The sequence below is a fragment of the Pseudomonas sp. Au-Pse12 genome (assembly GCF_021341665.1).
In the GTDB taxonomy this organism is placed as follows: domain Bacteria; phylum Pseudomonadota; class Gammaproteobacteria; order Pseudomonadales; family Pseudomonadaceae; genus Aquipseudomonas.
In genome coordinates, this window is record NZ_JAJTTH010000005.1 from 67513 (window position 1) to 94438 (window position 26926).

The 26926-nt window shown below is 60.8% G+C and carries 23 protein-coding genes; all 23 read left to right on the forward strand.

Features of this window, described 5'->3' with window-relative positions; translation table 11 throughout:
• Positions 1-3573, forward strand: coding sequence for a glycosyltransferase (locus tag LXM55_RS15215; RefSeq protein ID WP_233321132.1), 3573 nt, complete (start codon positions 1-3; stop codon positions 3571-3573).
• A gap of 266 nt (positions 3574-3839) precedes the next feature.
• Positions 3840-4613 carry a glucose-1-phosphate cytidylyltransferase gene (gene rfbF, locus LXM55_RS15220; RefSeq protein ID WP_233321133.1) on the forward strand — a complete coding sequence of 258 codons (774 nt, stop codon included), beginning with the start codon at positions 3840-3842 and terminating at the stop codon, positions 4611-4613.
• Positions 4595-5677 (forward strand): CDP-glucose 4,6-dehydratase, encoded by a 1083-nt coding sequence (gene rfbG / locus LXM55_RS15225; RefSeq protein ID WP_233321134.1) that lies wholly within the window; start codon positions 4595-4597, stop codon positions 5675-5677. The genes rfbF and rfbG overlap by 19 nt, the downstream gene beginning before the upstream one ends.
• A complete protein-coding gene (locus tag LXM55_RS15230; RefSeq protein ID WP_233321135.1) occupies positions 5674-6234 on the forward strand; it encodes a dTDP-4-dehydrorhamnose 3,5-epimerase family protein in 561 nt (186 codons plus the stop codon). The genes rfbG and LXM55_RS15230 overlap by 4 nt, the downstream gene beginning before the upstream one ends.
• Positions 6231-7457, forward strand: coding sequence for a class I SAM-dependent methyltransferase (locus LXM55_RS15235; protein WP_233321136.1), 1227 nt, complete (start codon positions 6231-6233; stop codon positions 7455-7457). Before LXM55_RS15230 ends, LXM55_RS15235 begins: the two co-directional genes overlap by 4 nt.
• A gap of 5 nt (positions 7458-7462) precedes the next feature.
• Positions 7463-8320, forward strand: a complete 858-nt coding sequence (locus LXM55_RS15240; RefSeq protein ID WP_233321137.1) for an NAD-dependent epimerase/dehydratase family protein — start codon at positions 7463-7465, stop codon at positions 8318-8320.
• Positions 8310-9380 (forward strand): class I SAM-dependent methyltransferase, encoded by a 1071-nt coding sequence (locus LXM55_RS15245; protein ID WP_233321139.1) that lies wholly within the window; start codon positions 8310-8312, stop codon positions 9378-9380. The genes LXM55_RS15240 and LXM55_RS15245 overlap by 11 nt, the downstream gene beginning before the upstream one ends.
• A 20-nt stretch (positions 9381-9400) precedes the next feature.
• Positions 9401-10138 (forward strand): cephalosporin hydroxylase family protein, encoded by a 738-nt coding sequence (locus tag LXM55_RS15250; protein ID WP_233321141.1) that lies wholly within the window; start codon positions 9401-9403, stop codon positions 10136-10138.
• A 50-nt stretch (positions 10139-10188) separates the two neighbouring features.
• Positions 10189-13125, forward strand: a complete 2937-nt coding sequence (locus LXM55_RS15255) for a TIGR00180 family glycosyltransferase (protein ID WP_233321142.1) — start codon at positions 10189-10191, stop codon at positions 13123-13125.
• 10 nt (positions 13126-13135) lie between these two features.
• Positions 13136-14137 (forward strand): UDP-N-acetylglucosamine 4,6-dehydratase (inverting), encoded by a 1002-nt coding sequence (gene pseB / locus LXM55_RS15260; RefSeq protein ID WP_233321143.1) that lies wholly within the window; start codon positions 13136-13138, stop codon positions 14135-14137.
• Positions 14134-15306: a UDP-4-amino-4,6-dideoxy-N-acetyl-beta-L-altrosamine transaminase gene (gene pseC / locus LXM55_RS15265; protein WP_233321145.1), complete on the forward strand. Its 1173-nt coding sequence runs from the start codon at positions 14134-14136 to the stop codon at positions 15304-15306. Before pseB ends, pseC begins: the two co-directional genes overlap by 4 nt.
• Entirely contained in the window at positions 15303-16010 is a 708-nt protein-coding gene (gene pseF, locus LXM55_RS15270; RefSeq protein WP_233321147.1) for a pseudaminic acid cytidylyltransferase, read from the forward strand. The genes pseC and pseF overlap by 4 nt, the downstream gene beginning before the upstream one ends.
• Entirely contained in the window at positions 16007-17512 is a 1506-nt protein-coding gene (gene pseG, locus LXM55_RS15275; protein WP_233321148.1) for a UDP-2,4-diacetamido-2,4,6-trideoxy-beta-L-altropyranose hydrolase, read from the forward strand. Before pseF ends, pseG begins: the two co-directional genes overlap by 4 nt.
• The gene (pseI, locus tag LXM55_RS15280; RefSeq protein ID WP_233321149.1) at positions 17505-18557 is read left to right on the forward strand and encodes a pseudaminic acid synthase; all 1053 of its coding nucleotides are present in this window, start codon (positions 17505-17507) and stop codon (positions 18555-18557) included. The genes pseG and pseI overlap by 8 nt, the downstream gene beginning before the upstream one ends.
• A 231-nt stretch (positions 18558-18788) precedes the next feature.
• Positions 18789-19715 (forward strand): ketoacyl-ACP synthase III, encoded by a 927-nt coding sequence (locus tag LXM55_RS15285; protein ID WP_233321150.1) that lies wholly within the window; start codon positions 18789-18791, stop codon positions 19713-19715.
• Between the two features lie 82 nt (positions 19716-19797).
• Positions 19798-21087 (forward strand): motility associated factor glycosyltransferase family protein, encoded by a 1290-nt coding sequence (locus LXM55_RS15290; protein ID WP_233321151.1) that lies wholly within the window; start codon positions 19798-19800, stop codon positions 21085-21087.
• Positions 21084-21353, forward strand: coding sequence for a hypothetical protein (locus LXM55_RS15295; RefSeq protein ID WP_233321152.1), 270 nt, complete (start codon positions 21084-21086; stop codon positions 21351-21353). Before LXM55_RS15290 ends, LXM55_RS15295 begins: the two co-directional genes overlap by 4 nt.
• A 233-nt stretch (positions 21354-21586) precedes the next feature.
• Entirely contained in the window at positions 21587-22438 is an 852-nt protein-coding gene (locus LXM55_RS15300; RefSeq protein WP_060842811.1) for a flagellin domain-containing protein, read from the forward strand.
• Between the two features lie 73 nt (positions 22439-22511).
• Positions 22512-22883, forward strand: coding sequence for a flagellar protein FlaG (locus LXM55_RS15305; protein WP_016963146.1), 372 nt, complete (start codon positions 22512-22514; stop codon positions 22881-22883).
• Between the two features lie 82 nt (positions 22884-22965).
• Complete coding sequence (fliD, locus tag LXM55_RS15310; protein WP_233321153.1) at positions 22966-24426, forward strand: flagellar filament capping protein FliD; 1461 nt, start codon at positions 22966-22968, stop codon at positions 24424-24426.
• 128 nt (positions 24427-24554) lie between these two features.
• Entirely contained in the window at positions 24555-24950 is a 396-nt protein-coding gene (gene fliS / locus LXM55_RS15315; protein ID WP_060842814.1) for a flagellar export chaperone FliS, read from the forward strand.
• Between the two features lie 11 nt (positions 24951-24961).
• Positions 24962-25258 carry a flagellar protein FliT gene (locus tag LXM55_RS15320; RefSeq protein WP_233321154.1) on the forward strand — a complete coding sequence of 99 codons (297 nt, stop codon included), beginning with the start codon at positions 24962-24964 and terminating at the stop codon, positions 25256-25258.
• Positions 25259-25428: 170 nt separating this feature from the next.
• Positions 25429-26904, forward strand: coding sequence for a sigma-54 dependent transcriptional regulator (locus LXM55_RS15325; protein WP_011059970.1), 1476 nt, complete (start codon positions 25429-25431; stop codon positions 26902-26904).
• Positions 26905-26926 lie beyond the last annotated feature (22 nt).

A 26926-nucleotide genomic window follows, 5' to 3' on the forward strand; every position in this document is an offset into this window, starting at 1 on the left:
GTGAACCAAGCCCCTCTAGTCAGCATCGTTATCCCCGCCTTCAACCCGCGCTTCTTCAGTCAGGCCCTCGAGAGTGCCCTGGCCCAGACCTACCAGCCCCTGGAAATCGTCATTTGCGACGACAGTGCCGACGATCAGATCCAGCGTATCGTCGAGGCCATTACCGAGCCTGCACACCCTGTGCGCTATCTGCGCAACCCGCAGCGCCTGGGGTTGCAGAAGAACGTGTTGCGCTGCGTTGAAGAGGCTCGTGGCGAGCTGATCAAGGTCTTGTGTGACGACGATCGCTTGTTTTCGCCGAGCGTCGCCGAACAGGCACCAGCATTGCTCGACAATCCCGATGTCAGCCTGGTGTTCGCGTTAAGAGTGTTCAGTGACGCGGGCAATTTCATCCTGCCGTCGCGGATCGACAACTGTCGCTTTACCCGGGGCGATACATTGCTCAAGGGCGATGACCTGTTGGCGGTTTTTGAAACCATGCCGAAAAACTTCGTGGGCAATTTCAGCGCTGCTCTGATGCGTCGCGCTGATGTGCTCGAGTTGTTGCCTGCATTGATTCAGGAGGGCGCCGGATTTCTCGCCTTGCTCGACCTGGCCTTGTTTATCTGCCTGATGCGTCGCGGCAATGTTGTTGCGCTGACCAGCGTCTTGAGTTGTGAGCGGCTCTACCCCGGGCGCCTCAGTGGCACGCCGGAAATGCTCAAGTTCGCCGCTGCCGAGTGGCAATGGCTGGCGCAGATGCTGGCGGTCCGTAGTGGTGAGCCTGCGCCCGCTTCAGGTTGGGTGCGTACTGTGAAGCTGTACCAGGCCCATGAGCAGCCGCGTCCGTGGCAGGAGCTGTTCGTGGTGCGGATACTGGGCAATCGCAATACCGTGGTAAACGGACGGGTCGGTGGCGGGAGCCAGAGCTACGAGGAGTTCTATCGAGAGTGGCTGGCTGTGCGCAAGTTCTCGACGACGGAACAGCGGCTGATGGCGCAGCGTATCGACAGTTGGCCGCGGCGGGTGCAGATCGTGCCCGTGGTTATCGACTTCGAGGCCGATAGCGCCGCGCTCCAGCGGACCCTGGACAGTCTGGCCGAGCAGCTCTATGCGCCTCAGGCGGTGGTGGTGCTGTCCGATGCCGAATGTGAGATCGGCGAGCGGGTACTGCAGCAACCCCTGCGCGCCGATTGGGCCGGGCAGCTCAATGAGTGGGTGCCGCAACTGGAGGGCTGCGACTGGTTTTATCTGGTGCGGGCCGGTGATCGTCTGCGGGATTCGGCTTTGCTGGTGCTGGCCGAACGCATCGCCAACACCTCGGGCATGCTCTGTGCCTATAGCGATGAAGGTGCACTGCTGGAGGGGGAGTCGGTTGAACCGGTCTTCAAGCCCGACTTCAACCTCGATCTGATGCGTTCCTATCCTTATGTCGGCCGGGCCCTGGCTTTCTCCCGCGAGCGTTTCATGGCCGAGGGCGGCTTCGATTCTGCCCATGGCGAGCTGGCGCCTCAAGACCTGCTGTGGCGACTGGTGGAAGGCGCAGGCCCGCAGACCATCGAACACATCGCCGATATCCAACTGGAGTCGGAATTTACATTTGCTCAGTGGCTGTCGCGGTCGCAGGTGATCGAGGCCAGTGAGGGACTGGTGGCTGCGCATCTGCGGCGTATCGGCGTTGAGCACCGGATCCGTCATGACGACTTGCCCTTGCTCAACCGCATCGATTATCTGCATCAGGCGCGGCCATTGGTGTCGATCATCGTCAGTTGCGGTGATTCGCTGTCGGCTCTGCAGCGCTGTGTCGAAGGTCTGATCGAGCAGACCGCCTACAACCGTTACGAGCTGTTGCTGGTGGATGCCGGCAGTCGCGATCCGGCCATGGCGGGCTGGCTGGCGGCCATGGCGCAGTTGGGGGGCGGCATGTTGCGGGTGCTGCCCTACGAGGGTCCGGACAACCAGGCGATGCGGGTCAATGCTGTTGCGCAACAGGCTCGTGGTGAGTACCTGTTGCTGCTGAGCCCCTGGGCACGGATCTGTACCGGTGACTGGCTGGATGAGCTGCTCAACCAGGCTCAGCGCCCGGAAGTCGGCGTGGTCGGTGCGCGGATACTGGACATGGACGGTTCTATCCTGCATGCCGGGCAGGTGCTGGGCTTGGCTGGTCCTGTGGGTTCGCCTTATGTCGGCGAGATGCTGGGTGTGCGCGGGTACATGCAGCGGCTGCAAGTGGTGCAAAACTGGAGCTCGGTCAGTGGCGACTGCCTGATGGTGCGCAAGGAAGTGTTCTGCGCTCTCGGCGGCCTGGATGAGCAATACGTCAGTGGCGAGCTCGGTGCGGCGGACCTGTGCCTGCGGGTGGATCGTGATGGCTATCTGGTGGTCTGGACGCCTTATGCCACCTTGATGCTGGGTGCGGTCGAGCAGCAGCCGGAGGCAATCGAGCACCGGCCAGAACGGGAAGCGGAGTGCGAGAGTTTCTATCTTCAGTGGCTGCCCAAGATCGCTCGGGACCCCGCATACAATCCGGCTCTGAGTCTGGGCTTCTCCAGCTTCAGCCTTGAGCCGACCTTGCGTAACCACTGGGATCCATTTTGCAGTCGGGCCTTGCCGCTGATACTGGGCTTGCCGGTCAACACCAGCGCGGTCGGCCACTACCGGGTCACCGCGCCCCTGAATGCGCTCGAGGAGGCAGGGCGGGTTATGGGGCGGGTAGCCTACGAGTCGCCGACGATGGTGGAAATCGAGCGTCTGTCTCCCGATACCATCGTGCTTCAGTGTCGGTACAGCGAGGGCGCGGCCGACGATATTCTGCGGATGAAAAAGTACTCCAGTGCGCTGCGTATTTTTGAGATTGATGACTACATCGTCAATGCGCCGAAGAAGAATATCCATGCGCGGAACAAGCCGGAGAATACCGAGCAATTGCTCCGTGAGGGGATCGCCTTGTGCGATCGTTTGCTGGTCACCACCCAGCCGCTGGCTGATGCGCTGTCCAGCATGCACAGCGACATCCGTGTCGTGCCCAATATGCTCTCGCCCGATCCTTGGGCGACGCTCACCAGTCGGCGGGGCACGTCCAGCAAGCCGCGTATCGGTTGGGGTGGGGGGACCAGCCACACGGGGGACCTGGAGATTATTGCCGAGGTGGTGCGCGAGCTGGCCAAGGAGGTGGAGTGGGTATTCTTCGGCATGTGTCCGGACGCATTGCGTCCCTATGTGCACGAATTCTATCCGGCGATCGGTTTGCAGGCCTATCCGTTCAAGTTGGCCAGCCTGAACCTCGATCTGGCTCTGGCTCCGCTGGAATTCCATATCTTCAACGACTGCAAGAGCAACCTGCGGCTACTGGAGTACGGGGCCTGCGGTTATCCGGTGATCTGCACCGATACTGAGGCCTATCGCGGTTTCCTGCCTTGTACCCGGGTCCGTAGCAACAGTACCGAGGAGTGGTTGCAGGCGATCCGCATGCACCTGGCCGATCCGGCAGCCAGCTATCGCATGGGCGATGAGTTGCGTGAGGCGGTGCATCGCGACTTCATGCTGCGCAGTGACAACCTGCAGCACTGGTTGTGGGGTTGGTTACCGGACTGATTCCATTGCTGGCCGGGACGTTTCGTGCTGTGACCGGCTGTTCAGACAAGCCCCTGTCGGAGATAACGGCCAGGGGCTTTCTTTTAGCGCGTCCCAAGGCATCCCCTGCGCAATTGGCGCACTTCCTGCAAGTCCCTTGCATATCGCCATAAAACCTTCGCAGCGACGCTGTGCAAGGGATCTGGCTGCGAATGAATGATCTGCGGCTGGTGCTCAGCCAGGTCTCAGGAGGGCTGATACAGCCCGCGAAGAGCAAGAGGACAGCGATGAAGGCCGTAATTCTGGCTGGTGGACTGGGTACGCGAATCAGCGAAGAGTCCCACCTCAAGCCCAAGCCCATGATCGAGATCGGTGGCAAGCCAATTCTTTGGCACATCATGAAGCAGTATTCCGCCCACGGAATTCATGATTTCGTGATTTGCCTGGGCTACAAGGGCTACGCGATCAAGGACTTCTTTGCCAACTACTTCCTGCACACCTCGGATGTCACCTTCGACATGCGCAACAATCGCATGGACGTGCATCAGAACTACAGCGAGCCGTGGAGCGTGACGCTGATCGACACCGGCGAGGAAACCATGACCGGTGGGCGCCTGCGCCGTGCCGGGCGCTACCTGCAGGATGAAGAGGCGTTCTGCTTTACCTACGGCGATGGTGTGTCGGACCTGAACATCGGCGCCCTGGTGGATTTTCATAAGGCTCACGGCAAGCTGGCCACCGTGACCGCAGTACAGCCGCCAGGCCGCTATGGCGCTCTGGAGCGTGATGGCGACCAGGTCCTGGGGTTCACTGAAAAACCTCGTGGCGACGGCGGCTGGATCAATGGCGGGTTCTTCGTCTTGTCGCCCAAGGTGCTGTCCTATATCGATGGCGACAGTACCACCTGGGAAGCCGAGCCACTGATGCAACTGGCCAGGAACCAGCAATTGCGTGCATTCGAGCACGGTGGTTTCTGGCAGCCAATGGACACCCTGCGCGACAAGAACCATCTGGAACAGCTCTGGCAAAGCGGGGAGGCCCCGTGGAAGCAATGGGACTGAGCCAGGAGTTCTGGCGTGGCAAACGGGTCTTGCTGACCGGCCATACCGGTTTCAAGGGCAGTTGGCTGAGCCTGTGGCTGCAGAGCCTGGGGGCCGAGGTCAGTGGTTTTGCCCTGGACCCGAGTACCGAGCCGAGCCTGTTCGAACTGGCGCGGGTGGCCGAAGGCATCAATGATCATCGCGGTGATTTGCGCGACCTGGGCAGCCTGTTGGAGTTGATCGCCCAGGTCGAGCCGGAAATCGTCTTGCACCTGGCGGCCCAGCCCCTGGTGCGCGAGGCCTATCGCGACCCGTTAGGGACTTATTCGAGCAATGTCATGGGCACCCTCAACCTGCTGGAGGCGATCCGCCAGGTGGGCGGGGTGCGCGCCTGTGTGCTGGTGACCACCGACAAGGTCTACGCCAACCAGGAGTGGCTGTGGCCCTACCGGGAAAACGAACCCTTGGGCGGTCATGACCCCTACAGCAGCAGCAAGGCCTGTTGCGAGCTGCTAGCCCAGTCCTATGCCTCTTCGTTCTTTGCCGCCGAGCGTTATGCCGAACATGGCCTGGCCTTGGCCACGGCACGCGCGGGCAACGTCCTGGGCGGTGGCGACTTTGCCCCCGAGCGGTTGATTCCCGATGTGCTCAAGGCCTGGTCCGCCGACGAGCCGGTGACCTTGCGTTATCCGCAGGCCGTGCGCCCCTGGCAGCATGCCCTGGAGCCCCTGGCCGGTTATCTGCAACTGGCGGCCGGCCTGTATGAGCAGGGTCCGCACTACGCGGGGGCCTGGAACTTCGGTCCTGGCGAGCAAGACATGTGCAGCGTCGGTGAAGTGGTGGAACTGCTGGCCCGGCACTGGCCAGAAGCCCCTGGCCTGCGTATCGAGCCCAGTGAATTGCACGAGGCGGGTCTGTTGCGTCTGGACAGCAGCCGCGCGCGACAGTTGCTCGGCTGGAAACCTCGCTGGAGCCTGGAGCAATGCCTGGCGCAGACCCTGGACTGGCACCTGGCCTGGAAGAGCGGCGCGGACATGCGCGCGGTGACCCTGGGGCAGTTGAACCTGTATCGGGGGACGCTGTGAGCGAGTTTCAGGTCCTGGCTCTGCCAATGGCCGGGTTGTGCGAGGTGCGCCATAAACGCTTCGAGGATCAGCGCGGGCATTTCTCCCGGTTGTTCTGCGAAGGCACCCTGAGTGCCTTTGGCCAGCCGTTTCATATTCGTCAGATCAACCATTCCTGCACCCGCGAGCGGGGCAGTGTGCGTGGCCTGCACTATCAAACCGCCGCGCGTCCTGAGGCCAAGCTCATTACCTGTCTGCGGGGCGAGGTCTGGGACGTGGCGGTGGACCTGCGCCCCGAGTCGCCGACGTTCCTCCACTGGCACGCGGAGCACCTGAGGGCGGGCGACGGCCGCAGCCTGTTGTTGCCGGCAGGCTTCGCCCATGGTTTCCAGACCCTGAGCGAGGATGCCGAACTGCTCTACCTGCACAGCGCCGACTACGCCCCCGAGCACGAGGCCGGGTTGTCGGTGCTGGACCCGCGCCTGGCGATCAACTGGCCGTTGCCTGTCAATAATCTGTCGACCCGGGATGCCAGCCACCCCTTGCTCGATGCTGCTTTCGCTGGAGTGAGTCTATGAATTGCCGCGGTTGTGGCGCATGCCTGAGCCTGCCTCTGATCGACCTGGGCACCTCGCCGCCGTCCAACGCCTACCTGCGGGCCGGGCAGTTGGATCAGGCCGAGCAATGGGTGCCGCTCAAGGTCCAGGTGTGCCAGCAATGCTGGCTGGTGCAGACTGAGGACTACACCCGCGCCGACCACCTGTTCGACGCCGACTACGCCTATTTCAGCTCGTTCTCCACGACCTGGCTGCAGCATGCCCGGGACTACGTGGCGCAGATGGTCGAGCGTTTCGGCCTGGATGCCCGAAGCCGGGTAGTGGAAGTGGCGGCCAATGATGGCTACTTGTTGCAGTACGTGGCCCAGCGTGACATCCCTTGCCTCGGGGTCGAGCCGACCCGCAGTACCGCCCAGGCGGCGCGCGACAAGGGGCTGCTGATCCGTGAGTCGTTCTTCGGCCGCGATACCGCCGCGCAGTTGCTGGCAGAGGGTTGGGCCGCCGACCTGATGGCGGCCAACAATGTGCTGGCTCATGTGCCGGACATCAACGACTTCCTCTGTGGTTTTGCCGCATTGCTCAAGCCCACCGGCGTGGCGACTTTCGAGTTTCCCCAGCTGCTGACCCTGATGGCCGGGCAGCAGTTCGACACCCTGTACCACGAGCACTACTCCTACCTGTCGCTGACGGCGGTCCAGGGCTTGTGCCAGCGTAACGGCCTGGAAATCTTCGATGTCGAAACCTTGCCGACCCATGGCGGTTCGCTGCGGGTGTTCGTGCAGCGTGTCGATGGCCAGCGCCGTCCCGTGCTGGACAGCGTGGCGCGTCAATTGCTGCTGGAACAGCAGGCCGGGGTGAACACGCCCGGGTACTACCAGACTCTGGCGCCGGCCGCTGAGCGGATCAAGCACGAGCTGCTGCGTTTCCTGCTCCAGGCCAAGGCCGAAGGCAAGCGTGTGGTGGGTTATGGCGCGGCGGCCAAGGGCAACACCTTGCTCAATTACGCCGGGGTCAAGCCCGACCTCCTGGCCTGGGTGGCCGATGCCAGCCCGCACAAGCAGGGCAAGTACTTGCCGGGCAGCCGGATTCCGGTGGTCGCGCCTGAGCGTATCGATCAGGAGCGACCGGACTATGTGCTGGTGCTGCCGTGGAACCTGCTCGGCGAAGTCAGTGAGCAACTGGCCCAGGTGCGGCAATGGGGCGGGCGCTTCGTGATCGCCGTGCCCGAGTTGAAGCTGCTGTGAAGGGCATGACGGTGCTGGTCACCGGCGCCAGCGGCTTTGTTGGCCAGCATCTGGTGACGGCCTTGCTGGCCCGGGGATGCCGCGTGCGTGCGGTGGCGCGGGATGCGGACAAGGCGCGGCAGTTGCCCTGGTTTGACGCGGTGGAGTTTCGCGCCCTGGACGTGCACGCCCCGCAGCTCGATGTCGCGGCGCTGGTGGAAGGCGTCGATGCCTTGGCCCATCTGGCCTGGCCGGGGCTGCCGAACTATCAGGCGCTGTTTCACCTCGAGCACAACCTGATGGCTGATTACCGCTTGATCAAAGCCGTGGTCGAGGCCGGGGTGAACCAAGTGCTGGTCACCGGCACCTGCTTCGAGTACGGCATGCAGAGCGGGCCCTTGGATGAAGACGTCGAGGCGCGCCCGAGCAATCCCTACGGTTTGGCCAAGCACAGCCTGCATCTGTTTCTGCAAGCCCTGCAGCAGCAGTTGCCCTTCAGTTTGCAATGGGCGCGGTTGTTCTACCTGCATGGCCCGGGGCAGAACCCCAAGAGCCTGCTGGCGGCGCTGGACCGAGCGATCGATGCCGGTGACGAGGTTTTCAATATGTCCGGCGGCGAACAACTGCGGGACTACCTGGGCATCGAGGAGGCCGCCGGCTACCTGGCGGCGCTGCTCGACCAGCGCGGATTTTCCGGGGTGGTCAATTGCTCCAGTGGCCGGCCGGTATCCGTGCGCTCCCTGGTGGAGCAGCGTATCGCTCAGCGCGGCGCGGCGATCCGCCTGAACCTGGGGCATTACCCGTACCCGGACTATGAACCCATGGCGTTCTGGGGCTTGAACCAGCGCTTGCAGCACATAACAGGAGCCGAACATGGCGCATGAGTTGTATCGGGTCGCCGACTTGCCGGTGCTGCAGAATCGCACCTTCGCCGATGCCCAGAGTGCCCGTGCCTCGGCGTCTGCGGATATCGTCCTGGTGCAAGACCTGCAGAGCGGGCTGATCTTCAATCAGGCCTTCGATGCCGACAAGCTCAGCTACGACAGCGACTATCAGAACGAGCAGGCCCACTCGGCGCAGTTCCAGCAGCACCTGATGGATGTGGAGGGCATCATCGCCCGGCACTTCAAGGGGCGCGAGCTGATCGAGGTCGGTTGCGGCAAGGGCTATTTCCTCGAACTGCTGCGCAGCGAGGGCTATGCCATCACCGGCATCGACCCGGCCTACGAGGGGACCAACCCCGAGGTGATCAAGGCGCCGTTCACTCGTGGTCTGGGGCTGGCGGCCGAGGCCATCGTGCTGCGTCATGTGCTGGAGCATATTGCCGATCCGCTGGCCTTTCTGGCGGAGATTGCCGATGCCAACCAGGGCGGGCAGATCTACATCGAAGTGCCGTGTTTCGACTGGATCCTCGAGCATCGCGCCTGGTTCGATGTGTTCTATGAGCACGTCAATTACTTCCGTCTCGAAGACCTGCAGCGCATGTTCGGCACTGTGCATGAAGCCGGGCATCTGTTTGGCGGCCAGTACCTGTACGTGGTGGCGGACCTGGGCAGCTTGCAGTCGGCGTTGCCGGCGCCGTTGCAGCCGTTGCGGATGCCGGCGGATTTCACCGCCAGCATCGAATGCGCCAAACGCATCATCCAGGCGGCACCGCAAACCGCTGCCGGGATCTGGGGGGCCTCTTCCAAGGGCGTGATCTATTCGCTGTTCCTGCAACGGGCCGGTGTGGCGGTGGATCAGGTCGTCGATATCAACCCGGCCAAACAGGGCCGGTACCTGCCGCTCAGTGGGATGCGCGTGTCATCGCCACAAGAAGCCATGGAGGCACTGCCGGCAGGCGCCAACCTGTTCGTGATGAATTCCAACTACCTCGAAGAAATCAAGCGCATGACCGACGGCCGTTATGTCTATCACGCCGTCGACAGCGCTTCGTTCAGCTAATTTGCCATTGAGAACCGAACATGACCGAGCACAACGTCATTCAAGCCTTTGAACAAGAATGCCAGGCGCAGATCAGCGCCCAGGGCCAGGATGAAAAGCTCAAGGGCCTGGCCCGTGACTTTTTCAATGAGTCCGCGAGCCACAAGTACAGCTATCACTTTTCCTGGATGGGCCGGCCGATCATCCAGCTGCCCCAGGACATGATGGCGATGCAGGAGATCATCTGGCAGGTCAAGCCGGACCTGGTGATCGAATGCGGTATCGCCCACGGCGGTTCGATCATCTACTACGCCTCGCTGCTGGAGCTGCAGGGCCATGGCGAAGTGCTGGGCATCGACCTGGATATCCGCCCGCACAACCGCGAAGCCATCGAGCAGCATCCGATGAGCAAGCGCATCCGCATGATCGAAGGTTCGAGCATCGATCCGGCCATCGCCGAGCAGGTGCGGGCCGCCGCAGCAGGCAAGAAGGTGATTCTGGTTCTGGACTCCAACCACACCCACGAGCACGTGCTCGAAGAGCTGCGCCTGTATGCGCCGCTGGTGTCGGTGGGCAGCTACTGCGTGGTCATGGACACCGTGGTCGAGGACATGCCGGAAAACTTCTTCCCGGATCGTCCCTGGGGCCCGGGCGACAACCCGAAAACCGCGGTCTGGGCCTACCTGGAAGAGAACCGCGATTTCGAGATCGACTATCAGATGCAGAACAAGTTGCTGATCACCGTGGCGCCGGACGGTTACCTGCGTCGGGTTCGCTGAATATCAATGGTTGCAGTTCCGGACGTGTGGCCGGTGGTGGGGAAGGTTTTATGTGGGGTGAAGACAAAGTGATGAACAATAGCGCAACGCCGATGAGCGAACGTTTCACCCTCGTGGTGATGACCCACAACCGCAAGGCGTTCCTGCAACGTACCTTGCAGTACTACAGCACCTATCCCTGTTCGATCCTGGTCCTGGATTCATCCCAGGAGCCGGACGAGTCTCTGGCCGAGCGCTATCCCGAGGTCGACTACCGGCATCTGCCGCAATTCGGCTACAAGGGCCTGCAGGACAAGCTGACCTACGGTGTCAATCTGGTCACCACGCCTTACATGGCGTTTGCTGCCGATGACGACTTCCTGATTCATGATGCGCTCAATGCATCGGTGGAGTTTCTTGAGGCAAACCAGGACTACGGTCTGTGTCATGGCTACGGGATGATGTACGTGGCGCGGGCAACGGAGACCAATTTCTACCGTCGCGATTGTCGGGTGGTCGAGGATTATGCCTCCGACGATCCGCGTGAGCGGGTCATGAGCTTCATGGAGAACTTCCTGCCGCCGTTCTACGGCGTGATCCGCACGGACCTGCTGCGCCAGTGGTACAACCAGTTGCCGGCCGGGGTCAATTTCGAGTGGCAGGAAATCGGTCATAGTTTCTACCTCCTGGCTTGTGCCAAGGCGCGCATCCTGCCGATTCCCTTTGCCGTGCGCGAGGCCAACTATGGCAGCTCCGAGCACAACACCGACGTGCTGACTGTGCTGGCGTTTCAGGACGCCCGGTCGGTGGAGCAACGGCAGGCCTTTGCCGAGTTCCTCGCTTCGCTGCCCACAGGCTTCAGTGGTCGGGACCCGCAAGAGATCAAGCAGATTGCCCTGGACAGTTTCACCGCCTTGGCCGATTGCCTGCTTTCCAAACGTTCCCTCAAGGGCGCGATGATTTTCCGTTCGGCCTGGGTCGAAGTCGGTGCCGAGCCGGTGCGTTCGTTCGGCGCCGAGCAGTTCGTCGAGATGCCGTTCTACAACAAGCCGATGTTCGATCTGCTGACCCAGTTCGAGTTCCTCATGCACGCGATGCCGGCGGGCCGGCTCCAGCTCCAGGAGTTGGAAGGCGTGCTGCTGCGCCAGGAGGAGCTGATGCGGGTGCATCCCAATGACACCGCGCGAACCCTGCGCAGTCGGCTATGGGAAGCCTTGACCCTGAACATGTTCAACCGCCAGGTGGTCAAGCGCCTGGTCGAGTCCATGCGCGATACGGACGAGCAGGAAGAGGCGAGCAAGCTGCAGGCCTGGGCCGAGCGCCTGGATTCCGTGCAAGGGCCGGACAGTCGAGTGCTGCTTGATGCCACCGAGTCCGGTCGCCTGCTCAACTGGCTGGACGCTCGTGCGCCGGAGCCTGCGCAACTGAGTGCCATCAGTGAGCATCTGGCGCGTCATGGCGGCGGTCCACAGGTGCAGATCCTGCTGCTCGACCTCGATGCCGACATGGTCAAGCTGCAGGCCACTTTCGACAGTCTGGTGGCGAGCCATTTCAAAGCCTTCAAGCTGGTGGTACTGACCACCGGCGACTTGCCGGCCACCACCTCCGCTCAGGACACCTTGCACTTCGTCAAGGTCACCGAGAGCAACTATGTGGAGCGGATCAACCTGGCTCTGGCCCAGTCTCGCGCTGATTGGATTCTGCTGGCCGAGGCCGGTGATCAGTTCACCGCCAGTGGCCTGCTGCGGGCCAGTCTGGAGCTGCTGGGCGCCGAAGGCATTCGTGCGGTCGCGATGGATGAAGTGCAGCGTCGGAGTGATTTCACCCTGAGTTCGGTATTCCGTCCTGGGCTCAACCTTGACCAGCTGCAATGCGCTCCCGGATTGATGGCCCGGCACTGGTTGCTGCAGCGTGACGCCTTGATGCAGATCGGTGGTTTCTCCAGCGATCTCAAGCAGGCATTGGAATTCGATGTGCTGCTGCGCTTGATCCAGGATGGCGGCCTCGCGGGACTGGCCCATCTGGCCGAGCCACTGTTGATCTGCCGTGCTCCAACAGATGAGTCCAGCGCCGAGGAGCGTCAGGTACTGACCCGACACCTGGCGGCACGGGGTTATCGCGCCCAGGTCAGTTCGGCGCAGCCGGGCACTTACCAGATCGAGTATCAGCACGCCGAGCGTCCGCTGGTGTCGATCATTCTGGCGAGCCAGGACAACTTCGCCGAGTTGCAACGCTGCCTGGTCAGCGTGCTACAGCGCACTCGCTACCAGCGCTACGAAGTGCTGATTGCCGAGAACCACAGCCAGAACGCCGAACTCGACAGCTGGCTCGCCAGTCTGGAGCGTCGCGGCGATCGTATTCGTGTGCTGCGCAGCGAGCGGCGTCTGAGCTCCTCGGCCCTGTACAACGCCGCCAGCCTTGAGGCCCGAGGCGAGTACCTGGTGCTGTTGGCAACGGATGCCGAGGTGGTCAACGCCAACTGGATCGAGAGCCTGCTCAACCAGGCCCAGCGTCCGGAAGTCGGCGTTGTCGGTGCCAAGCTGGTAAACGAAAAGGGTGCGACCACCCAGGCCGGACTGATCCTGGGCTTCGACGGCCATCTGGGCGCGGCTTTCGCTGGCGAGGCCAAGGACGCCGCGGGCTACATGAACAGCCTGTGGGTGGAGAAGAACTACTCGGCGGTGTCCGGTGCCTGCCTGATGATCGCCAAGGCGCTGTTCGAGGCGGTGGGTGGACTGGACGAAGAGCATTTCGACCAGGCTTTCGCCGATGTCGACCTGTGCCTGAAGGTCGCCGATGCCGGTTACCTCACCGTCGTGACTCCCCAGGCGCAGATTCAGCACCCGGGCACCCTGGCGCAGGATTCACAAGCCGCAGCGGCCCTGCAGGACAAGTGGGCGGCGCGCTTTGCCCAGGATATTGCCTATAACTCGAACCTGGCGTTGAGCGGCAAGGGCTTTGTCCTGGGTGTTGCAGGCACGGTGAACTGGGCTCAGTTGCTCGGATAAGGATCCAGTCATGTTCAACGGTAAGTCGATTTTCATTTCCGGTGGCACCGGTTCCTTTGGGCGCAACTTCATTCGACGCCTGCTGGAGCAGTACCAGCCCAAGCGGGTGGTGGTGTTTTCCCGCGACGAGCTCAAGCAGTATGAGATGCAGCAAACCTTCAATGCGCCGTGCATGCGTTACTTCCTTGGCGATGTGCGCGATGCTGAGCGTCTGCGTCAGGCCATGCGCGGTATCGACTATGTGGTCCATGCCGCCGCGCTGAAGCAGGTGCCTGCCGCCGAATACAACCCCACCGAGTGCATTCGTACCAACGTCAATGGTGCCGAGAACATAATCGCTGCAGCCATCGACAACGGGGTGAAAAGGGTTGTGGCCTTGTCCACCGACAAGGCGGCCAGTCCGATCAACCTGTACGGTGCCACCAAACTGCTGTCGGACAAGCTGTTTGTGGCGGCGAACAATATTGCCGGTGAGCAGCCGACCCGTTTTGCCGTGGTGCGCTACGGCAATGTCGCCGGCTCCCGTGGTTCGGTCGTGCCGTTCTTCAGCAAACTGATTGCCGAGGGAGCCAGGGAGCTGCCGATTACCGATGAGCGCATGACGCGTTTCTGGATCACGCTGGATCATGGTGTGCAGTTTGTTCTGGACAGCTTCGCCCGCATGCATGGCGGGGAGATCTTCGTGCCCAAGATTCCTTCGATTCGCATTGTCGATCTGGCGTCGGGCATGGCTGCCCATCTGCCGCAGAAACAGGTCGGCATCCGTCCAGGAGAGAAGCTCCATGAGTTGATGGTGCCGCTGGATGATGCGCGCATGACCCTGGAGTTTGCCGATCATTACACGATTCAACCGTCCATTCGTTTTACCAGCGTCAATGTCGACTTTGCCGTTGATGGCGTGGGGGAGCGGGGCGTTTCGGTCGCCGAGGATTTCGAGTACCGCTCCGATACCAACCCGCACTTCCTCTCGGTGGGGCAGATTGCCGAGTTGCATGACGGAATTTCGGCATGATTCCCTACGGTCGCCAGAGTATCGACCAGGCGGATATCGATGCCGTCGTAGACGTTCTGCAGTCCGACTGGCTGACTCAGGGACCGGCCATCGAAGCCTTTGAGCAGGCCATGGCCGCGTGCTGCGAGGCGGCCCATGGAGTGGCCGTCTGCAATGCCACGGCAGCTTTGCATATCGCTTGCCTGGCGGCCGGCTTGGGGCCAGGTGATTGGCTGTGGACCAGTCCCAATACCTTTCTGGCTTCGGCCAACTGTGGGCGTTACTGCGGTGCGGATGTGGACTTTGTCGATATCGATCCGCAGACCTGGAATCTTGATGTCGAGGCCCTGGCTGACAAGCTACAGGCTGCCCAGGCGTGTGGACGGTTGCCCAAGGTGGTGGTGGCGGTGGCTTTTTCCGGGCAGAGCTGCGACATGCGCCGGTTGGCGGAGTTGGCTGAGCGATATGCCTTCACGGTGATCGAAGATGCTTCCCACGCGGTGGGCGCCTGCTATGCGGGCCGGCCAGTCGGTTGCGGTGAGTTTGCTGCGATGACCGTGTTCAGCTTTCATCCGGTGAAGATCATTACCAGCGCCGAGGGCGGGATGGTTCTGACCAATCGCCCCGAGCTGGCGGCGCGTCTGCGACGCCTGCGCAGCCATGGCATGACGCGTGATCCGGCACAGATGAGTGAGGCCAGTCATGGTCCCTGGTACTACCAGCAGGTGGAACTGGGCTTCAACTATCGGATGACCGATCTTCAAGCTGCGCTGGGGTTGTCCCAGTTGAACAGGCTGGATGACTTTGTGCGGCGCCGCCAATACCTGGCTGCTCGCTATCAGCGCCTATTGCAGGGTCTGCCATTGACACTGCCCCAGGCTCAGGCCGATGCACAGTCGGCCTGGCATCTGTATGTGGTGCGGTTGCAGCTCGAAGGACTGAAGCACTCTCATCGACAGGTTTTCGAGGGGCTGCGTGAGTCGGGAGTTGGGGTCAATCTGCATTACATTCCGGTGCACCTGCAGCCGTATTACCAGGCGCTGGGCTTTGCTCAGGGGGACTTTCCCCAGGCCGAGCGCTATTACGCGGAAGCTCTCAGCCTGCCGATTTATCCCGGGTTGAGTGACAGCGAACAGGATTTCATTGTCCAGCAGGTACGGCGCTGGGTACAGGAGTCTTCAGGATCATGAGTGCGATTGCCATCATTCCTGCCCGAGGCGGCAGCAAGCGTATTGCACGCAAGAACCTCAAGGCCTTCGATGGCGTGCCGATGCTCGCGCGCTCTATTGATAAGGCGCTGAGCTGTGGGTTGTTCCGGCAGGTGGTGGTCAGTACCGATGACCCTGAGATCGCGGAGTTGGCGCTCGCCTGTGGGGCCGAGGTGCCCTTCATCCGGCCGTCGACCCTGGCGGATGACTTCACTGGCACCGCGGCGGTGATTGTCCATGCCTTGCAGACGTTGCGGGAGCAGGGGCGGGAATTCGAGTACGCCTGTTGCATCTATGCCACTGCGCCCTTGCTGCAGGAACGTTATCTGCGTCAGGGGCTGGAGATGTTGATGCGGCACCCGGACAAAGGGTTTGCCTTCTCGGTGTGCAGCTTCGGCTTTCCCGTGCAGCGGGCGTTGGTTCTCGATGAGCAAGGGGCGCTCAATGCCTTGTATCCGGAGTTTCGCCAGAGCCGTTCCCAGGATCTTCCGCCGGCCTATCAGGATGCGGGGCAGTTCTACTGGGGCAGGACTCAGGCTTGGCTGGAAGGCGAGGTGTTGTTCTCGACTCGCAGCCTGCCGGTGATCCTGCCGCGTCATCTGGTGCAGGACATCGATACCGAAGAGGATTGGCGGCGCGCTGAATACCTGTATGCCGCGCTCAAGGCCGGGGGAGAGCTGGAGTGAGGGTGCTGATCCGCGCCGACGCTTCGCCGGCTATCGGCAGTGGCCATGTGGCCCGCTGCCTGACCCTGGCCCAGGAGCTGCGCCGCCAGGGCGCCAGTGTGGCATTCGCCTGTCGGCGTCTGCTCGGGCATCGCCTGGAGGCGCTGCAGGCCGAGGGGTTCCAGACCTTCGAGTTGCCGGAGCGCTATGCCGACGAGCATCCCGAGTTGGGGATCGAGACGCCCTTGCCCTGGCAGGCAGACATCGCCGCGTTGCAGCGGGCGCTGGCCACTCAAGCAGCCTTCGATTGGGTGCTGGTGGACCATTACGGCCTTGATCACCAATGGCAGGTTGCGGCTCGGCAGTGGGCGCCCAGGATCGCCGCCATCGACGACCTGGCCAACCGCAGGCACGCCGTGGACCTGTTGCTGGACCAGAACTTCAGCGGTAGCGTCCAGGCCTATGCCGGGTTGCATGACGAGCGCTGCCGGACTCTGTTCGGCCCGCATTTCGCCTTGCTGCGTGAAGAGTTCCGACGTCCAGCGATCCCGATTCGGCCCCAGCCGCGGCGGGTGCTGGTGAACTTCGGTGGCTTCGATGCCGCCGGTCAGACCCATAAGGCCATGTTGGCGCTGGCGGATTTCCACCAGTTGCAGGTGGATTTCGTCGCCGGCAGCGGCAACCCGGACTGGCCGGCCATGCAGGCCTTGGCCGCGGGGCGGCCGCACTGGCGCCTGCACAGCTATGTGAAGAATTTTGCCGCTCTGCTGGCCGAGGCCGATCTGTGCCTGGGCGCCGGGGGCGGTACCAGTTGGGAGCGCGCGGTGCTGGGCGTGCCCACGCTGTGCATCACCGTGGCCGGCAACCAGGAGGTCAATGCGCGCTTGCTGGCCGAAGCCGGCGTCCACTTGTATCTGGGGCCTTGTGAGCAGGTCAGTGTGGAGCAGGTGCGTCAGGCCGTGAGCCTGCTGCTGGACAATCCATGGTTGCGTCATAGCCTGGCCCGGCGGGCCCGCGAACTGGTGGATGGCCGTGGCGTGCAGCGCGTGGCGGCGGCGTTGTTCGCCACCGCGCTGCACTTGCGTCCGGCGACCCTGGATGATGCCCGCCTGCTGTTCGACGGACGTAATGCCGAGCTTGTCAGGTGTTGGTCCCAGCAGCCCGGGACGCTTGAGTGGCCGGAGCATCTGCACTGGCTGGAGGCTTCTCTGAAGGATCCGCAGCGCTTGTTGCTGGTCGCGCAAGTGCCCGAGGGGCCGGTGGGGGTGTTGCGCTATGACCGCCAAGGCGTCCAGGCCGAGGTGTCGATCTACCTGTTTGCCGAGCGCCTGGGCCTGGGCTGGGGGGCTGCGTTGCTGGAGCAGGGTGAGGCATACCTGATGCGCCATTGGCCTGATGTGCAGCGCCTGGGGGCTCAGGTGCTGGCAGGTAACCAGGTTTCACTGGCGTTGTTTCGCCACGCCGGCTACTGCCAGGCACCCTGCGAATTCACCCGAGTATTGAAGGAATCTCTGGATGACTAGTTTCAAGATCGGCTCGCGCTCGGTGGGCGCCGGTGCGGCGCCGTTGATCATCGCCGAGATGAGCGGCAACCATAATCAATCGCTGGAGGTGGCCCTGCAGATTGTCGAGGCGGCGGCCAAGGCCGGTGCCCATGCCTTGAAATTGCAGACCTACACCGCCGATACCATGACCCTGGATCTGGATCAGGGCGAGTTCTTCATCAAGGACCCGAACAGCCTCTGGGCCGGTTCATCCCTGTATGACCTTTACCAGCGCGCCCATACGCCTTGGGAGTGGCACCCGCCGATCTTCGCCCGGGCGCGGGAGTTGGGCATGCTGGCGTTTTCCACCCCGTTCGACGAGAGCGCGGTGGATTTTCTCGAGAGCCTCGACGTCCCGGCCTACAAGATCGCCAGTTTTGAAAACACCGACCTGCCCTTGATTCGTCGGGTCGCCGCCACCGGCAAGCCGCTGATCATCTCCACCGGCATGGCCAGCATCGCCGAGCTGGACGAAAGTGTCCGCGCTGCCCGTGAGGCAGGTTGCCGTGACTTGGTGTTGCTCAAGTGCACCAGCACCTACCCGGCCTCGCCAGAGAACAGCAATCTGCTGACCATTCCCCATCTGCGGGAGCTGTTCGGCTGTGAAGTGGGGTTGTCCGACCACAGCATGGGAGTCGGGGTGTCCGTGGCTGCGGTGGCGCTGGGTGCCACGGTGATCGAAAAGCACTTCACCCTGGATCGCGCCGCTGGCGGGGTCGATGCCAGCTTCTCTCTGGAGCCTGCGGAGCTGGCCAGCCTGGTGCTGGAAACCGAGCGCGCCTGGCAGGCCATGGGGCAGGTGCGCTATGGCGCCACCCAGGCAGAGAGCCCATCACTGGTCTACCGCCGGTCGCTGTATGTCACTCGCGACATGCAGGCCGGAGAGCTGTTCAGCGCCGATAATGTGCGGGCCATCCGTCCCGGGCTGGGGCTGGCTCCCAAGCACTACGACGCGCTACTCGGTCGTCGCGCGCGCCAGGCCCTCAAGCGCGGCACCGCACTGGACTGGGCATTCGTCGAATAGGCCTTTGTGTTGCTGATTCGGCAAAATGGCGTGACCTGTGAGTCATAACGTGCATCTTCACTGTATTGTATTGCCCGGGAAGATGGCGCCAGCCCTGCGTGACAGGACCCGTGATAGCCCTTTGTTCTTCCCGATGCCGTTGTGTTCGGCGCAAGTATCTGTGTTTCTTTCGGCAGCCCCTGCTCAGTGACTGAGCGGGGGTATTGAGCTGTTTATTATTGGGAAGCCGTAATGATTGGCATAAAAAGCATTGCGAGCTACGTGCCTGTAGCCGGCGTGGACAATTACGCACAAGGTGCAAAATTCGCCAAGGATGAAGACTTCATCCTGGGCAAGATCGGTTCTGCTTTTCTGCCGCGCAAAGACGCCGGGCAAGAGACTTCCGATCTGTGTGTCGAAGCGGTCAATGCTTTGTTCGCCGGTAACCCGGAACTCAAGCGTGAAGCCATCGATGTGTTGATCGTGGTCACCCAGAACGGTGACGAGGAAGGGTTGCCCCACACCGCCGCGATCGTGCAGGACAAATTGGGCCTGCCGACTACCGTCGCTGCTTTCGATATCTCCCTGGGCTGTTCCGGGTATGTCTACGGAATCTATGCCATCAAGGGCTTCATGGAAGCAGCGGGCCTGAAAAACGGCCTGTTGGTCACCGCCGATCCCTATTCGAAGATCGTCGATCCCGAAGATCGCAACACCACCATGCTGTTCGGCGATGCCGCCACTGCCACCTGGCTGGGCGAGGGCGCGGCCTGGCAGTTGGGCAAGGCCAAGTTCGGCACCGACGGTTCCGGCGCTCCGCACTTGAAGGTCAGCGACGGCGTGTTCTTCATGAATGGTCGGCAGGTGTTCAACTTCGCGTTGCTCAAGGTGCCGGCGCATCTGCATGAGTTGCTGGCCGAGTCGGGCTTGCAGCCTGACGATATCGATGCCTTCTGCATTCACCAGGGCAGTGCAGCGATCGTCGATGCGGTGGCACGGCGTTTCGAGGGCGACCCGGACAAGTTCATCAAGGACATGGTGGAGACCGGTAATACGGTTTCCTCGAGCATTCCGCTGCTGCTGGAAAAACACATGTTCGACTCCAACTGGAAGCGCGTGGCCTTGAGTGGCTTTGGCGTTGGATTGTCTTGGGGGTCGGCGATCATCTATCGCGCCTGAGTTTCTGCTCGCGGCGGCACAGATAGCGCTCAAGGTGTAATCTTGAGCGCTATTTTTTTGCTCGAGTGATAAGCGAGGCAGCATGAGTGACAGCTTTGAAGGCAACGCCCGGGTGATTGGCGAGCGCTGGCCGGCGCTGCTGGCGCGGGTGCAGGCTGAGGATGCTGCTGCGTTGCAGGCGGACCTGGTGGAAGGCCTGGGCTCGACCCTGAGCGTTGGCGGGGTCCAGCTCACCAGTCGCCATGATCGCCGGCGCGAGGCTCAAGTCCAGGCGGCCAGCCTGCCCGAGGCACCGGTACTGCACCTCTATGGCTGTGGCCTGGGGGATCTGCAAGGGGTGTTACTGCAGCGGCCGGGGTTGCAGCGCTTGTATGTGCACATCCTCAATGGCGCGCTGTTCAAGCTGGTATTGCAAGTGCTTGAGCAGCAGGAGTGGCTGGCTGATCCGCGGGTCGAATTGCTGTATGCCGGCGACCTGCCGGAGATTGCGCTGCCGTTCTTTGCCCTGCCGGCCGAGCTGGTATTGGCTGACGACTTCAGCGCGAAGATCCGCGATCGATTGATCAGCGAGACTCACCTGTCCTTCAACAATCGCCTGTTTACTGCTGAAGCGGCGGATATTGCCGAGCGCTTGGCGGCCATTGAACCCTGGGTTGGTCTGGATCGCGATGTCGCCGAGCTGTTCGATCGCCATCCCGCGAGCGAGGTCTTTGTGATCGCCACGGGGCCGAGCCTCGAGCAGCACTACGCGGCATTGCGCGCAGTGGCCGGGCAGCCGCAGCGGCCACTGCTGATTTGTGTCGACACGGCTTATCAGCCACTGCTCAAACAGGGTATCCGGGCGGACCTGGTGGTGAGTATCGACCAGCGAATCTCCACTCGACATTTACCGGCTCAGGGCAGTGAGGGTACCGCTCTGGTGTATATGCCGCTGGCGGACCCGCAGGTGCTTGAAGGGTGGCTCGGTCCTCGGTATGTGGGGTACTCCGCCAGTCCGGTGTTTCAGGCGCTGCGTCAGCGCATCCCGCGCGCGCTGTTGCATGCAGGTGGAAGCGTGATTCATCCGGCCGTGGATCTGGCGGTAAAAATGGGTGGGCAGCGCATCACCCTGTTTGGTGCGGACTTCGCGTTCCCCATGAGCCGCACCCATGCCGGTTGGCATGATGGCGACCTGGGACCGCAACTCGGCGCCGCCCGGCATTGGGTGCTGGATGGTCACGGGCAACGAGTCAAGACCCAGCTCAATTTCCGCAGCTACCTGTGCGAGCTGGAGCGCTACATTCGCAGCCAGCCTGAAGTGACGTTTTTCAACACCAGCCGCAGTGGCGCGATGATCCTCGGTACCACCTTCCATCCGGACTTTGTTCAATGAATCAACTAGAGCCTGTGTTTGCCCGAGCCCGGGAAATCGCCGATCTGTTCCGCCTGGGCCGAGATGTCGAGGCCGTAGGAGGCATGGTCGAGCTGTTCGAGCCTGTGCAATCGCTGGTGGATGCTGCGCAAGTGTCGCTCCAGCAGGATTGGGCGCAGTTGCTGACGCTGATGCTGGCGTGCCAGGAGGGGCAGGATTGGCTGGGGTTGGCCGACTATCTTGAATACGAACTGCTGGAGTGGCTGCTGGCTGAATTTGGCGGATGAGTTTGCAGACAAGGCAGGTGGTTTATGGTGGGGGTTTTCTGGCGTCAGTTTTTCGTTTGGTCTTGGCTTAACCCCTTGTTTTTCAAGGGGTGGCAGGGTGATGGCAAATATTTTTGAAAAAGCCCTAAAGCAACTTGCATTACCGACGATAACTATTACGAAGGTTCTCTAGGCCATTACCCGGCGGTTGCCAGGGCCGGAAGCCGCAGTACCCAACCAACGAGGAATTCGTCATGGCTTTAACAGTAAACACTAACGTCACGTCGCTGAACGTTCAGAAAAACCTGAACCGCGCTTCCGACGCTCTGTCGACTTCGATGACTCGCCTGTCTTCCGGCCTGAAGATCAACAGTGCAAAAGACGACGCCGCCGGCCTGCAGATCGCTACCCGTATGACCTCGCAGATCCGTGGTCAGACCATGGCAATCAAAAACGCCAACGACGGTATCTCCATCGCCCAGACCGCTGAAGGCGCGATGCAAGAATCCACCAACATCCTGCAGCGTATGCGTGAACTGGCTGTTCAGTCGCGAAACGACTCCAACGGTACTCAAGACCGCGTAGCTCTGAACAAAGAATTTGCTCAGATGTCGGACGAGCTGACTCGTATCGCCAAGTCGACCAACCTGAACGGCAAAAACCTGATCGACGGTTCCGCTGGCACCATGACCTTCCAGGTCGGTTCCAACACTGGTGCAACCAACCAGATCACCATCACCCTGGCCAGCGGCTTCGACGCTACTACCCTGGGCGTTGACTCTGCCACCATCAGCATCACCGGTAACGACAGCGCCACTGCTGAGACCAGCACCAAGGCTGCGATGGACGCTATCGACAAGGCTCTGTCGACCATCAACTCCAGCCGTGCCGACCTCGGTGCTGCACAAAACCGTCTGACCAGCACCATCTCCAACCTGCAGAACATCAACGAAAACGCCAGTGCTGCACTGGGTCGCGTACAAGATACCGACTTCGCTGCTGAAACTGCTCAGTTGACCAAGCAGCAGACTCTGCAACAAGCTTCGACCGCAGTTCTGGCCCAGGCCAACCAACTGCCATCCGCTGTACTGAAGCTGCTTCAGTAATAGCTGGCTAAGCTTTGGCGGGGGAGTGCGCTGGTCGTGCTCTCTCGCTTTTTTAGTTTAAGAGGTGGTGGACATGGATATGAGCGTGAAGCTGAACTTGTCTTATCCTGCGGCCAAGCCGGTGACGCCAGTCACTGACAAGCCCGTCGAGAAGCCTCGAGAGGTGGTCCCGGCTGTGGTCGAAACCACCAGTCAGGACAGTAAGAAAGAAGCTCGGACCGAGCAGGAAAAGTTGAAGATGGCCGTCCAGGAAATTGAAAAATTCGTCCAGTCGGTCAAGCGTAACCTGGAGTTCTCGATCGATGAGCCCTCCGGCCAGGTTGTGGTCAAGGTGATTGCCAGTGATTCGGGAGAGGTGGTTCGTCAGATCCCCAACGAAGAAGTGCTGAGATTGGCCCACAGCTTGAATGACGCCAGTAGCCTGCTGTTCAGTGCGAAAGTCTGATAGCTGGCATGAAACTTGTTGCTGTGTTCTTTTGGGCGCGTTAGTGGTCAAAAGACTGGCGGCACTATGAAGGGAGACACACATGGCAAGTCCAATTCTACCGGGTACTGGTTTGGGTTCTGGTCTCGATACGGGTGCTATCGTCAAGGCGCTCGTGGCGGCTGACAAAGCGGCCAAGCAGGGTCAGATCGATCGTGCGACCACCACCAATAGCGCCAGTATTTCTGGTATCGGTACCTTGCAGTCGCTGCTGTCGACCTTTCAGAGCACCTTGTCGGTCGCCGGATTGGGAAGTGCTGTCAATCCTGCCTTTGCCGGCTTTGCTGCAACCTCCAGCGACAGCAAGACTGTGGACGCCACGGCAGACAACTATGCGGTTGCCGGCAAATACACGGTTACTGTTAAAAATCTTGCAACTTCCTCAAAAGTGGCCAGCGCTGCTTTTTCCGGAGGCAATACCAGTGCCATTCCGAGTGGTACGCTAAACATCACTCAAAATGGCATTAACTATCCGCTGACCATTGGCGCCAATGCGACGTTGCAGTCGGTGCGTGATTCGATCAACGCTGATTCGAAGATGAACATGGCTGGGCTCAGTGCGAACATCGTGACTGACTCTTTCGGTTCGCGACTGGTGATCGGCTCCGACAAGACGGGCACCGGCTCTGATATTTCGGTCAGTGGTATTGCCGGGCTGGAGATCGATGGCACCCAGTCCATGTCGAGTGAGACCAATCCAGCCACGGCAACCTCGTCCGGTAATATCGGAGGGTTGGCCAAGGATGCGGTTTTCACCGTCGACGGCATGCAACTGACCAGCAAAACCAATACGGTTACACAGGCCATTTCCGGTCTGAAACTCAACCTTGTTGCTCCAACCGCCGCTAACACCTCTATCACCGTGACGGTCGCGACCAACACTGAGGGTTTGAAAACCTCGATCCAGAAATTTGTCGATGCTTACAACGCAGTGGCCAACGGTATCACTACCCTGACCAAGCCTTCTCTGGACGACAACGGCAAGCCGACAATTCCGGCGCAGTTGACCGGTGACTCGTTGCCTCGCTCGATTCTGGCAGCCATTCGCGCGCCGCTGTCCGAAACCGGCGCAGGCGATAAGCTCACCGTACTGGCGCAGTTGGGTATTACCACCAACCAGAAGACTGGTGCGCTGGATTTCGACGACAAGAAGTTCACCGCCGCCATGACCGACAAGAAGCTCGGTGGTGAAGTGCAGAAGCTGTTTACCGGTGATGGCACCAACCCGGGCCTGCTGGATCGCATGACCAAGGCGATCAAGCCCTTCACTGAGGGCGTAGGCAGCATGAAAGAGGGGATCTTGACCACTCGGAGCAAGACCCTGGATCTGACCAAGAAAAAGCTTTCTGATCAGCAGGATGCTCTGGATCGTCGAGTGGCAACACTGACGGCAGTGCTGACCAAGAAGTACAACGACATGGACACTCTGGTAGGTAAGTTGAAGGCCACCGCCAGCAACATCACGTCGATGTTCGAAGCGCTGAACGCACAGAAAAAAGGTTAATATCCGGCCTGTGCCAAAAGCCCGGCAGCGTTTTTCAGCGCTCCGGGCTTTTGTATTTGGCCTAAAGTTTTTTGACGTTGCGTCGATACAATGCTTATACGAACCCTTGAGTTTTGAAGAGGTATTACATGAATCCGATGTTAGCCCTTCGGCAGTATCAGAAGGTCGGTGCGCAGGCACAGACCTCCGAAGCCAGTCCACATCGTCTGGTGCAGATGTTGATGGAAGGCGGCCTGGATCGTATCGCTCAGGCCAAGGGTGCGATGGAGCGCAAGGATGTTGCCAACAAGGGCGTGTTCATCGGCAAGGCCATCGGCATCATCGGCGGCTTGCGCGAAGGCCTGGATCTGGAAAACTCCATGGACACTCTGGGGGATCTGGATAGTCTTTATACCTACATGATGAAGCGTCTGGCTGAAGCCAATATCAAAACTGATCCGAAGATCCTTGATGAGGTTGCCGGTCTGCTGCGTACGGTCAAGGATGGCTGGGATGCCATCGCTGCGCCGGGTCCGCAGTTCTGAGGAGGAACACCATGAGCGCTGTCCTGCAACGTATCGAAGAAACTCGCGAGGCATTGGTCGACGCCCTTGCTGAGCGCAATTGGCAAGCCATTGGTGAGTTGGATCTGGCTTGTCGTTCGTGCATGGAGGACGTGCTCAGCGAAGCTCAGGTCGACGAGGTCGCTTTGCGCGACAATCTGGAGGAGTTGTTGGGGGTTTACCGGCAGTTGCTTGAGGTGGCAACCGGTGAGCGCCAGGCAATAGTCGACGAGATGTCGCAGATCCAGCAAGCACAGAACGCGGCAAAGGTTTACCATTTGTTCGGTTGATGTTGAGTTAATCCGAACACTGCGCGCCATAAATTTGACTGTGCACGCTTTTTTGACTTAACTAGTGGCTGTTTTCAGATTTCAGGCGTCTATAGGGCAGAAAATGCCTACAAGCGCGTCTAGCTTGCCCCTTATCTGGGCATTGAGTTGACTAGGGAAGTTGCTATTGCATGTGGCGTGAAACCAAAATTCTGCTGATCGATGACGATAGCGTGCGCCGCCGCGACTTGGCGGTGATTTTAAATTTTCTTGGCGAAGAAAATTTACCCTGCGGTAGCCATGACTGGCAGCAGGCTGTCGGCTCTTTGTCGTCAAGTCGTGAAGTAATTTGCGTCCTCATCGGGACTGTTAATGCTCCTGGTGCACTTCTGGGCCTGTTAAAGACACTCTCTACCTGGGATGAGTTCCTTCCGGTTTTGTTGATGGGCGAAAATTCTTCCATTGACCTGCCAGAAGACCAGCGTCGTCGTGTGCTTTCCACCCTGGAAATGCCTCCCAGCTACAGCAAGTTGCTCGACTCCCTGCACCGCGCTCAGGTCTATCGTGAAATGTACGATCAGGCCCGTGAGCGTGGGCGTCACCGTGAGCCCAATCTGTTTCGCAGCCTGGTTGGCACCAGTCGCGCCATCCAGCATGTGCGGCAGATGATGCAGCAGGTAGCGGACACCGATGCCAGCGTGCTGATCCTTGGTGAGTCGGGGACCGGCAAGGAAGTGGTGGCGCGTAACCTGCACTATCACTCCAAGCGTCGCGACGCGCCTTTCGTTCCGGTCAATTGCGGAGCCATTCCGGCGGAGTTGCTCGAGAGCGAGCTGTTCGGTCATGAGAAGGGCGCGTTCACGGGGGCCATCACCAGCCGTGCCGGGCGTTTCGAGCTGGCCAACGGCGGTACCCTGTTCCTCGATGAAATTGGCGACATGCCGCTGCCGATGCAGGTCAAGCTGCTCCGAGTGCTGCAAGAGCGTACTTTCGAGCGTGTGGGCAGCAACAAGACCCAAGGTGTTGACGTGCGAATCATCGCCGCCACCCACAAGAATCTGGAAAGCATGATCGAAGTCGGCAGTTTTCGTGAGGATCTGTACTACCGCCTCAACGTGTTCCCCATCGAAATGGCGCCGCTGCGTGAGCGTGTGGAAGACATTCCGCTGCTGATGAATGAGCTGATTTCGCGGATGGAGCATGAAAAGCGCGGTTCGATTCGCTTCAACTCCGCTGCCATCATGTCTCTGTGTCGGCATGGCTGGCCAGGCAACGTTCGCGAGCTGGCCAACCTGGTGGAGCGCATGGCGATCATGCACCCTTATGGCGTGATCGGTGTGGTCGAGCTGCCGAAGAAATTCCGCTATGTGGATGACGAAGATGAGCAGCTGGTGGACAGCCTGCGCAGCGATCTGGAAGAGCGAGTGGCGATCAATGGCCATGCGCCGGACTTTGCCGCAACCGCCATGCTGCCGCCGGAAGGCCTGGACCTGAAGGATTACCTCGGTAGCCTGGAGCAGGGCCTGATCCAGCAGGCGCTGGATGATGCCAATGGCATTGTGGCGCGTGCTGCAGAGCGCTTGCGCATTCGTCGCACCACCCTGGTGGAGAAGATGCGCAAGTACGGCATGAGCCGTCGTGAGGGTGATGAACAGGCGGATGATTGACGCCGGTTTTTCAAGTTGTTGA

What these genes read in the sequence shown, in the direction of transcription:
- rfbF (WP_233321133.1), top strand. Translation starts at nt 3,840, where the DNA reads ATGAAGGCCGTAATTCTGGCTGGTGGACTGGGTACGCGAATCAGCGAA.
- LXM55_RS15235 (WP_233321136.1), top strand. Translation starts at nt 6,231, where the DNA reads ATGAATTGCCGCGGTTGTGGCGCATGCCTGAGCCTGCCTCTGATCGAC.
- LXM55_RS15240 (WP_233321137.1), top strand. Translation starts at nt 7,463, where the DNA reads ATGACGGTGCTGGTCACCGGCGCCAGCGGCTTTGTTGGCCAGCATCTG.
- LXM55_RS15245 (WP_233321139.1), top strand. Translation starts at nt 8,310, where the DNA reads ATGGCGCATGAGTTGTATCGGGTCGCCGACTTGCCGGTGCTGCAGAAT.
- LXM55_RS15250 (WP_233321141.1), top strand. Translation starts at nt 9,401, where the DNA reads ATGACCGAGCACAACGTCATTCAAGCCTTTGAACAAGAATGCCAGGCG.
- LXM55_RS15255 (WP_233321142.1), top strand. Translation starts at nt 10,189, where the DNA reads ATGTGGGGTGAAGACAAAGTGATGAACAATAGCGCAACGCCGATGAGC.
- pseB (WP_233321143.1), top strand. Translation starts at nt 13,136, where the DNA reads ATGTTCAACGGTAAGTCGATTTTCATTTCCGGTGGCACCGGTTCCTTT.
- pseC (WP_233321145.1), top strand. Translation starts at nt 14,134, where the DNA reads ATGATTCCCTACGGTCGCCAGAGTATCGACCAGGCGGATATCGATGCC.
- pseF (WP_233321147.1), top strand. Translation starts at nt 15,303, where the DNA reads ATGAGTGCGATTGCCATCATTCCTGCCCGAGGCGGCAGCAAGCGTATT.
- pseI (WP_233321149.1), top strand. Translation starts at nt 17,505, where the DNA reads ATGACTAGTTTCAAGATCGGCTCGCGCTCGGTGGGCGCCGGTGCGGCG.
- LXM55_RS15285 (WP_233321150.1), top strand. Translation starts at nt 18,789, where the DNA reads ATGATTGGCATAAAAAGCATTGCGAGCTACGTGCCTGTAGCCGGCGTG.
- LXM55_RS15290 (WP_233321151.1), top strand. Translation starts at nt 19,798, where the DNA reads ATGAGTGACAGCTTTGAAGGCAACGCCCGGGTGATTGGCGAGCGCTGG.
- LXM55_RS15295 (WP_233321152.1), top strand. Translation starts at nt 21,084, where the DNA reads ATGAATCAACTAGAGCCTGTGTTTGCCCGAGCCCGGGAAATCGCCGAT.
- LXM55_RS15300 (WP_060842811.1), top strand. Translation starts at nt 21,587, where the DNA reads ATGGCTTTAACAGTAAACACTAACGTCACGTCGCTGAACGTTCAGAAA.
- LXM55_RS15305 (WP_016963146.1), top strand. Translation starts at nt 22,512, where the DNA reads ATGGATATGAGCGTGAAGCTGAACTTGTCTTATCCTGCGGCCAAGCCG.
- fliD (WP_233321153.1), top strand. Translation starts at nt 22,966, where the DNA reads ATGGCAAGTCCAATTCTACCGGGTACTGGTTTGGGTTCTGGTCTCGAT.
- fliS (WP_060842814.1), top strand. Translation starts at nt 24,555, where the DNA reads ATGAATCCGATGTTAGCCCTTCGGCAGTATCAGAAGGTCGGTGCGCAG.
- LXM55_RS15320 (WP_233321154.1), top strand. Translation starts at nt 24,962, where the DNA reads ATGAGCGCTGTCCTGCAACGTATCGAAGAAACTCGCGAGGCATTGGTC.
- LXM55_RS15325 (WP_011059970.1), top strand. Translation starts at nt 25,429, where the DNA reads ATGTGGCGTGAAACCAAAATTCTGCTGATCGATGACGATAGCGTGCGC.